Annotated in this window: 7 protein-coding genes; 3 read left to right on the plus strand and 4 right to left on the minus strand. The window is 73.6% G+C overall.

From position 1 onward, the window contains the following. Together BGP03_RS06970 and BGP03_RS06975 are read left to right on the plus strand one after the other, a co-directional pair. A partial coding sequence (locus tag BGP03_RS06970) for a class I SAM-dependent RNA methyltransferase (RefSeq protein ID WP_299735884.1) occupies positions 1–935 on the plus strand: 935 nt, incomplete at its 5' end. A 7-nt stretch (positions 936–942) separates the two neighbouring features. Further along, on the plus strand, positions 943–1,800 hold the full coding sequence (locus tag BGP03_RS06975) for a MaoC family dehydratase N-terminal domain-containing protein (protein ID WP_296372539.1): 858 nt from the start codon (positions 943–945) through the stop codon (positions 1,798–1,800). Here BGP03_RS06975 and BGP03_RS06980 read toward each other — a convergent pair. From BGP03_RS06980 to BGP03_RS06995, 4 genes are all read right to left on the minus strand, one after another. Beyond that, positions 1,758–2,405, minus strand: a complete 648-nt coding sequence (locus BGP03_RS06980; protein WP_296372536.1) for an SRPBCC family protein — start codon at positions 2,403–2,405, stop codon at positions 1,758–1,760. The genes BGP03_RS06975 and BGP03_RS06980 overlap by 43 nt on opposite strands. 139 nt (positions 2,406–2,544) lie before the next feature. Beyond that, entirely contained in the window at positions 2,545–3,687 is a 1,143-nt protein-coding gene (locus BGP03_RS06985; protein ID WP_298796541.1) for a hypothetical protein, read from the minus strand. Next, positions 3,680–5,215, minus strand: coding sequence for an APC family permease (locus tag BGP03_RS06990; RefSeq protein ID WP_298796539.1), 1,536 nt, complete (start codon positions 5,213–5,215; stop codon positions 3,680–3,682). Before BGP03_RS06990 ends, BGP03_RS06985 begins: the two co-directional genes overlap by 8 nt. Positions 5,216–5,346: 131 nt before the next feature. Continuing rightward, positions 5,347–6,792: a diguanylate cyclase gene (locus tag BGP03_RS06995; protein ID WP_298796537.1), complete on the minus strand. Its 1,446-nt coding sequence runs from the start codon at positions 6,790–6,792 to the stop codon at positions 5,347–5,349. A gap of 117 nt (positions 6,793–6,909) precedes the next feature. Between BGP03_RS06995 and BGP03_RS07000 the strand changes: the two genes are divergently transcribed. After that, positions 6,910–9,278: Tex family protein (locus tag BGP03_RS07000; protein WP_299735888.1), on the plus strand; the 2,369-nt coding region annotated here is incomplete at its 3' end.

The following is a 9,278-nucleotide window of genomic DNA, read 5'->3' on the forward strand; positions in this document are numbered from 1 at the left end:
CGCCGTGCAGCTGGGCCCGCGCCGGCGGGTGCGGGGGCTGCGACCTGCAGCACATCGACCCCGCCGCCCAGCGCTCGCTCAAGGCCGACGTGCTGGCCGAGCAGCTGCAGCGGCTCGCCGGCATCGGGCTGCGCGTGCCCGTCGAGGAGCTGCCCGGCGGGGCGCTGGGGTGGCGCCGGCGCGTGCGGCTGGCCGTCGACGAGACGGGCCACGCCGGGTTGCGCGCCCACCGCAGCCACGACGTGCTGCCGATCGCCGACTGCCCGCTGGCGCCCGCGGGCACCCTCGCGCCGGTGCTGGAGCGGACCTTCGAGCCCGGCCGCGAGGTGGAGGTCACCGTCGACGCCGACGACGTGGTGCACGTGGACACCGGGCCCGTCGTGCAGCGGGCGGCCGGGCGCGAGTGGCGCCTGTCGCCCGGGGTGTTCTGGCAGGTCCACCCGGCGCTGCCGGACACGCTCGCCGCGGTCGTGGGGGAGTGGGCGGCCGCGCCGGAGGGCGGGGTGGCGTGGGATCTCTACGGCGGGGTCGGGCTGTTCGCGTCCGTGCTGGCCGGGCAGGTCGGGCCGACGGGCGGCGTCACCGTCGTCGAGTCGTCGCGGCAGGCCGTGGCCGACGGGCGGGCCGCGCTGGCCGACCTGACGCAGATCGGGTGGCGCGCGGGGCGGGTCGAGAAGCTGGTCGGCAGCCTGGACGGGCAACCGGACGTGATCGTCGCCGACCCGCCGCGCAAGGGGCTGGGGCGCGAGCTCGTCGACGCCCTGTGCGCCCGGGCACCGCAGCGCATCGTGCACGTGGCCTGCGACCCGGCCGCGCTGGCCCGCGACGTCTCCCTGTTCGCCGCCCGCGGCTACCGGCTCGAGAAGCTCCGCGCCTTCGACGCGTTCCCGATGACCCACCACTTCGAGTGCGTGGCCCTGCTCGTTGCGGGATGATCGGGCAGTGGACGACCTCTCCTCCCACCTGACCGGGTGGGCCCCCGCGCCCGTCGAGACGGCGGGGCGCATCGACGCCTGCCCCACCGAGGCGTTCGCGGGGCTGCTCGACCAGCCGTCGCCCGGCACGGGGGAGGGGGACCCGCTGCCGCCGATGTGGCACTGGTTCCACCTGCTCGCCCATCCCGCGCAGGCCGACCTGGGCGAGGACGGCCATCCCGCCCACGGCGCGTTCCTGCCGCCGCTGCCCGACCGGCGCCGGATGTTCGCGGGCGGCCGGCTGCAGGTGCGCGAGCCGTTGCGGATCGGTGACGAGGTCACGCGCCGGTCGTCGCTGGTGTCGGTCACGCCCAAGACGGGCCGCAGCGGGGCGATGGTGTTCGTCACCGAGCAGCACGAGTACCGACGTGCCGGCGTGGTGGCGCTGATCGAGGAGCAGGACTACGCCTACCGCAGCCAGCCCGCGGGGTCGGTGCGCGGCCTCGCCCCCGAGGCCCCCGTCGCGGCCGAGCCGGAGCCGACGGGCGGGTGGCGGGCCCGCATCGACCCCGACCCACGGATGCTGTTCCGCTTCAGCGCGCTGACCTACAACACCCACCGCATCCACTACGACCAGCCCTACGTCACGGGAGTCGAGGGGTATCCGGGGCTGGTGGTGCACGGCCCGCTGCTGGCGCTGCTGCTGCTGGAGCTGCCCCGGCGGTTCGCCCCCGAGCGGCAGGTGGCGGGCTTCTCCTACCGGCTGCGCAGCCCGGCGTTCGCGGGGGTCCCGATCGTCGCGGACGGGGACGTGCGGGGCGAGCTCGCGGCCGGGGTGCCGGGTCAGCCGGCGTCGGTCACGGGCACGGTCGGCTTCCTCGAGTAGGCCAGCCGTTCCCGGAGCCCCGCGAACATCGGGCGCACGGTCGCCTCGTCCATCAGCCCGCCGACGGCGGTGATCAGCGCAGGCGCCCGGTGGCCGAGCTCGCTGATGCGCAGCCGCAGGTGCAGGCGCGTCCGGCCGCCGGGCACCGGGGTGAGCACGAGCGCCCAGCTCACCTGCAGCGTCCCCCCGTGGCGGCGGGGGCGCGTGGAGCGGTGCACGAGCGCGCGGGGTGCGTCGAGCACGACGACCTCGAAGGTGGCGTCGGCGCCGCCCCAGTCCGGGATGACGTCGCCGACGGTCAGGCCCTGCCAGCGGGGGTCGATCGTGCGGATCCCGCGCCGGGCCCACGGGATCGCGGTCTCCAGCCAGGCCGGCAGGTACCAGCCCGACCGCTGCTTGCCCAGCTGCACGAGCCACGGCCAGACCTGTTCGGGCGGCGCGGGCAGCGTGGTGGCCCGGTCCATGACGACCCGTGCGCCGGGCACGACGTCGTCGCCGGGGAGCACGGCCGCCAGCTCGTCGTCGGTGACCCCGGTCCGCCTCCCGACCCGCACCACGGCGGCGGCGAGCCCGGCGGAGCCGAGCAGCAGAGGAAGCACGCGCATGGCCCCAGCCTGCCACCCACCCCCGCGAGTCGGGCTCTGAGCGCGCGCGAGTCGGGGCCTCGGTGCGTCCTCCCGGATCGGGACGTCGCCCCGACGCCCCGACCCGGTCGCACGGAGACCCCGACTCGCGGGGGTCCGGTCAGGTGCCGTGGCAGTGGGCGTCCGTCGCGGGGAGGTCCAGGGCCGGGTTGCCGTCGAAGAAGCCGCTCGGCTTGAGCATGAAACCGATGGTGCTCACCGGCATCACCGGCCAGTCCTCCGGGCGCACGATGTGGTGGGCGCCGAAGGTGTACCAGACCACCACGTCCTCGCCCTCGAGCGGACGGTCACCCTCGACGTAGGAGGGCAGGCCCCGGCCGCCGGGGTGCTGGTTGGGGTAGTCGCCCGCCGCGAACCGCTGCTTCTCGTCGTGGGCGGTGACCCACAGCTGGTGGTTCGTGAACCCCGCCCTCGGCGCGAACAGCGCCTCGGGGGAGTACATCGGCGCCACCGTGGCGCCCGGCATCAGCGCGTAGGCCGTGGGCGCCCCGAGCGCGGACGTCTCCGTCGCACTCTCGATCTTCCAGAACCGGGCCCTCGCCGCGTCGGTGTCGCGCTGCGCGACGGCCTCCGAGCCCAGCACCGTCCTGTGCACCTCCCACGCGTTGCCGTGCGGGTTCTCCGGTCCGGTGCGGAAGTCCGTGTGCTTCCACGCGATCCCGGCGTCCTCCTCGTGCATGCAGACGGCGTTCGGGATGACGACGGGCGCGCCGTCGTTGTCGTTGACGACGCCGTCGAAGTACCGGATGTGCCCGACGCAGTCACTCCCCAGCGTCAGCGAGTTGGCCAGCCAGCCGACGCCGTACTCGCCCTGGTCGAACACGTTCTTGAACCGGTGGGTGGGCGCCGGGTCGCCGTAGGGCACGTACATCTCCGCCAGCGACGCCCGGTACATGATCGGCCGCCCGGCGTAGGCCACCTGGTGCAGCACCGGGCCCTCGCGCGGGGTGAACCCGATCCGCAGCGTCCACTTCTGCCAGGCCACGGCGTGGTCGTCGACGGTGAAGCTGGGGCCCTCGGGCTGCGTGATCTCGATCGGCCTGACGTCGGTGCGCACGCCGTCGAACGCCGGCACGTTGCCGGGCTCGGAGATCCACGGCTCCTCGTAGTTGCCGCCCCGGGTCGGGAACGGGACGACGCCGGTGTCGGTGACCTCGACGACCTCGCCGGTGATCTCGTCGGCCGTCAGGGGCTCGAGGGGTGGGAGACGGAGGTCGTGGGTTCGGAGACGGTGGTCATGCATCCTCCAGCTCGAGCGTGAAGTGACCCAGACGGGCGTAGCGGTCCGGGCGGCGGCTGCGCATCACCAGCGCGATCACCAGGCCGGCGACGAACATCGCCAGCACCGCCCATGGCAGCAGCGTGATGAACGGGACGTCCTCGGCCGCGGCGAGCGTCGACCGGTTGGCGATCAGCAGGTAGCACGCGCCCGCCATCGCCAGGCCGCCGAGCACGGGCGCGACGAGTGTGGTGAACCAGTGGAAGCCGTCGCGGGCCGTCGTCAGGAAGTAGCGGATGATCGCGACGCACACGAGCGCCTGCACCGCGAGGATGCCGAGCACCCCGAGTAGCGGCGACCAGGTGCCCAGCTTGAGCAGCGCCCCCTCCGTCGACGGGTCGTAGACCGTGAACCCGACGATGTACAGCGCGACGATCACGGTCACCGTCATGGACGCGACGGCCGGGTTGTGGCGCTTCGACACCGACCCCAGCACGGGCGGCAGCACGTGCTCGCGGCCCAGCGCGAACAGGTAGCGCGCCCCGGTGTTGAAGAACGCCATGGCGCAGGCGAACGAGCTGGTGATCGCGAGCAGCTGGATCACGGTGGTCAGCGGCGTGCCCACGTACTTGTCCGACAGCGGGTAGAACGCGGAGGCGAACGCGCCGCTGAACTGGTCGGACACCGCCTGGACCGACGCGTCGGGCCCCCAGCCGACGACGTAGGCGTAGGAGACGAACATGTAGAAGACGCCGAGCCCGATCACCGAGCCGTAGGTGGCGATCTTCGCGATGCGCACCGGGTCGCGGGACTCCTCGGCGTAGTTGGGCGCCATCTCGAACCCGACCCACGACCAGAACGCCGCGAACAGTGCGATACCGGTGGCGGCCGAGCCGAAGGCCTTGATCGCACCGGCGTTGCCGAGCACCTCGGCCGGGTCGAGGGGGGCGGGCGAGAGGCCCTGGGCGCCGCCGTGGACCAGGATCGAGACGCCCAGCACCAGCGGCGCCAGCACCTCGGCCACCAGCATCACGCCGAGCACCTTGGCCGTCAGCTCGATGTGGAACCAGGCCAGCGCGCTCATGACCGCGAGGCCGACGGCCATGTACACCCAGGCCGGTAGCTCGAGCCCGGTCCACGTCTGGATCGACGTGGCGGCGAAGTAGCCCATCACGCTGATCACCGCCGCGACGAAGACGATGTAGCAGAGCCCGATCAGCAACCCGGCCCCGACCCCGGTGACCCGGCCGAGTCCCCGGCTGACGAACGTGTAGAAGCCGCCCGCCGACGTCACGCGGCGGCTCATCGCGGTGTAGCCGACCGAGAAGATCGTCAGGGCCACGGTGGCGATGAGGAACGCGGCCGGTGCGGCGTAGCCCCCGCCCTGCACGGCGACGGGGACGTTGAACAGCATGGCCGTCAGCGGTGCGGCACCGGTGACGATGCAGAACAGCACGGACGGCAGCCCGAGGGCGCCGTCGGTGAGCCTGCCGTGTTCGGCGGGACGCTCGGTCAGCGCCGTGGCCCCGGGTGGGTCGGTTGTCGCGGTCATCCTGGTCTCCCTGGGTGCGGGGGCGGGGAGGTGCCTACCGAGGGTGACCAGCGCTGATGTCGTCGGTGTCACGAACGGGTCAGCAGGGCGCTGCGCAGGTGACGGCCGTGCGACTCCCGAATGGGAATCGGTCAGACCGGGCGGCGCTTGTCCGCGTACATCGCCGAGTCGGCCGCGGCGAGCAGGCCGTCGACCGAGCACACGGAGCCGTCGATGACCGCCGCGCCCACGCTCATCGTGACCGCGAGGCGGCGGCCCTCGTGGTCGATCGGGCCGGCGACCATCTTCTTGATCCGGTCGACGAGCGGGTCCAGTTCCCCGGGGGGCACGGCGCGCAGGACGATCGCGAACTCGTCGCCGCCCATCCGGAACACGCTGTCGCCGGTGCGGACCTGGGCGGCCAGACGTCCGGCGCAGGCCCTCAGCACGGCGTCACCGGCCAGGTGCCCAAACACGTCGTTGATCGACTTGAAGTCGTCGAGATCGCAGAACAGCAGCGCGCCCGGGGGAGCGCCGGCGCGCACGGCCTCGATGGCGGCGGTGACGCCGTCGTCGAGGCGGGCCCGGTTGGCCAGGCCGGTGAGGGGGTCGCTGGCGGCGCGGTGGCGGCGCTCGGTGATGTCCTCGACCTGGACGATCGCCCGGCCCGTCTCGGTGGTGTGCAGCGGCAGGACCGTGGCGACCACCTGCACCCACGGCCGCTCCCCGGAGCCGCCGCGCAGCTGCTTCTCCGCGCGGTAGACCCCCGCGGGCGCGGAGCGGATGGCGCGACCCCAGTGGTCGGGGTCGTGATCGGGATCGGACGGGTCCAGCAGGTCGCTCAGCACCCCGACCGGCTCGTGCCCGGCGGCCTCGGCGATCCGGCCCAGGGCCCGGTTGGCCTGCAGCAGCCGCAGCGGCCCGCGGTGGTCGAGGCTGATCATGCCCATGCCCACGGCGGTGGCCTCGAAGGCCAGCCGGAACGACTCCTCGCTGGCGCGCAGGCGGCTCGCCCGGCGGGCGTTCTGCAGGGCGGTCTCGGCCTGCCCGGCGAGCAGCTCGAGCAGCTGGCGCTGGAACGCGTCGGGGCGCCGGCCGTTGACCGGCATGTCGACCGACAGCACCCCGATCAGCTCGCCGGCGCCCGCGTAGAGCGGGGCGAGCAGGCAGTCGTCGGGATGCCAGCCGTCGGGGGTCTCGGGCAGGGGGATGTCGGGGGTCCAGACGTAGGGCACGTCGTTGGTGACCGTGCCGTGGGGCAGGAACCGCAGGCGGCCCCACCGCTGCGCCAGCTCCAGCTCGTGGTCGAGCACCCCTGCGGGCACCTCCTTGCCGAGCAGCGCCTCCCGGGCCCCGGGCGGCCCCGCCACCGCGACGATCTCCATCGTGCCGTCCGTCCGCACGTAGTCGATCACGCCGGCCCCGAAGCCGGTGGCCTCGATGATCCCCTCGACCACCGACTGCAACGAGGTGGTCAGGTCGGCGCTGGCGTTCATGCGGCCGACGGCGTCGAGGACGGGGCTCAGTGCGCGCAGCACCGCCGCGCGCTGGTCGACGGCGTGGCCGTGGGAGCAGCGGCCGACCGGGATCTCCGCCACTCACCCCTCCGCGCGTCGCCACCCGTCTCGTACCCGATCATGTCGTCTGCAGTCTATCTGCAGGGCCCGTGCGGGCCCCCTCGCGGCGCCCGGTGCCCGACCCGCCACCATGTACGGGTGACACGGACGACGGGCACCCCACACACCATCGAGCAGCGCATCGCCGACGAGCTGGGCGTCCGGCCGCACCAGGTGAGCGCGGCCGTCGAACTCCTCGACGGTGGCTCCACCGTGCCGTTCATCGCCCGGTACCGCAAGGAGGCCACCGGCACCCTCGACGACGCGCAGCTGCGCACGCTCGAGGAGCGGCTGGGCTACCTGCGGGAGCTGGAGGACCGCCGCACGGCCGTGCTGGACGAGATCCGCAAGCAGGGCAAGCTCGACGAGGCACTGGAGGAGCGGATCCGCGCCGCCGAGTCCAAGGCGCGGCTGGAGGACATCTACCTGCCGTTCAAGCCGAAGCGGCGCACCAAGGCGATGGCGGCCCGCGAGGCCGGCCTGGAGCCGCTGGCCGACGCACTGCTCGGCGACCCGACGCTCGACCCGCAGGCCACCGCAGCCGGCTACGTGAACGAGACCGTCGCCGACGCGGCCGCGGCCCTCGAGGGTGCCCGGTCGATCCTCGTCGAGCGCTTCTCCGAGGACGCCGACCTCATCGGCGGGCTGCGCGAGCGGATGTGGAGCAACGGCCGGCTGGTCACGAAGGTCCGGGAGGGCAAGGAGACGGACGGGGCCAAGTTCTCCGACTACTTCGACTTCTCCGAGCCCTTCACCAAGCTGCCGTCGCACCGCATCCTCGCGGCGTTCCGCGGGGAGAAGGAGGAGGTGCTCGACGTCGACCTCCTGCCCTCGGCCGACGAGAGCGACACCGCCGACTTCGAGCGCACCATCGCGGCCGCGTTCGGGATCGCCGACCAGGGCCGGCCGGCTGACAAGTGGCTCGGCGACGTCGTGCGCTGGGCCTGGCGCACCCGGATCCTGATGCACCTGGGCATCGACATCCGCGTCCGGCTGCGCACGGTGGCGGAGGAGGGCGCCATCGGCGTCTTCGCCACCAACCTGCGCGACCTGCTGCTCGCCGCCCCCGCCGGCAGCCGCGCCACGATGGGCCTCGACCCGGGCCTGCGCACCGGCGTCAAGGTCGCGGTCGTCGACGCCACGGGCAAGGTCGTCGCCACCGACACGATCTACCCGCACGAGCCGCGGAAGGCCTGGGACGCCTCGCTCGCCACGCTGACGAAGCTCGCCGCGGCCCACGACGTCGAGCTGGTCGCGATCGGCAACGGCACCGCGTCGCGCGAGACCGACCAGCTCGCCCGCGAGCTCGCCGCGAAGAACCCGGCGCTCAAGCTCGTGCCCGTGGTCGTCAGCGAGGCGGGGGCGTCGGTGTACTCGGCGTCGGCGTACGCCTCGGCCGAGCTGCCCGACCTCGACGTCTCCATCCGCGGCGCCGTGTCCATCGCCCGGCGGCTGCAGGATCCGCTGGCGGAGCTCGTCAAGATCGACCCCAAGTCCATCGGCGTCGGGCAGTACCAGCACGACCTGGCCGAGTCGGCGCTCTCGCGCTCGCTCGACGCCGTGGTCGAGGACTGCGTGAACGCCGTCGGGGTGGACGTCAACACCGCGTCGGTGCCGCTGCTGCGCCGGGTCTCGGGCATCACCGAGGGCCTCGCCGCCCAGATCGTGGCCCACCGCGACACCAACGGGCCCTTCCGCACGCGGACGGCGCTGGCCGACGTGCCGAGGCTGGGGCCCAAGGCGTTCGAGCAGTGCGCGGGCTTCCTGCGCATCCGCGGCGGCGACAACCCCCTCGACGTCTCCGGCGTGCACCCCGAGGCCTACCCCGTGGTGCACCGCATCCTGGAGCGCGCCAAGGTCGACATCGGCGCGCTGATCGGCAACGCGCCGAAGCTGAAGTCGTTGCAGCCCAAGCAGTTCGTCGACGAGACGTTCGGGCTGCCCACCGTCACCGACATCCTCACCGAGCTGGAGAAGCCCGGCCGCGACCCGCGCCCGGCGTTCCGCACGGCCACGTTCGCCGAGGGCGTCCACAAGATCTCCGACCTGAAGGTCGGCATGCTGCTGGAGGGCCAGGTCACCAACGTGGCCGCGTTCGGCGCGTTCGTCGACGTGGGCGTGCACCAGGACGGACTCGTGCACGTCTCGGCGATGTCGAAGCAGTTCGTGTCCGATCCCAGCGAGGTCGTCAAGACCGGTGACGTGGTGCGGGTCAAGGTGATGGAGGTCGACGAGGCACGCAAGCGCATCTCGCTCACGCTGCGCCTCGACGACGAGCCCGGCGCGGGGAAGGGGCGGCCCGAGCGGGGGCCCGAGCGCCGCGGCGGCGGGCGGCCCGAGCCCAGGGGCGGTGGCCCGCGTGGCGGCAAGGGGGCACCCAAGGGGGGCCAGCAGGAGCGGCGCGGCGGCGGCCGCCCCCAGCGTGAGAGCGCCGGCAGCGGCGGGGGAGGGCTGGGCAACAGCGCGAT

It is taken from the genome of Pseudonocardia sp. 73-21, from assembly GCF_001899645.1.
Classification (GTDB): Bacteria; Actinomycetota; Actinomycetes; order Mycobacteriales; family Pseudonocardiaceae; genus Pseudonocardia.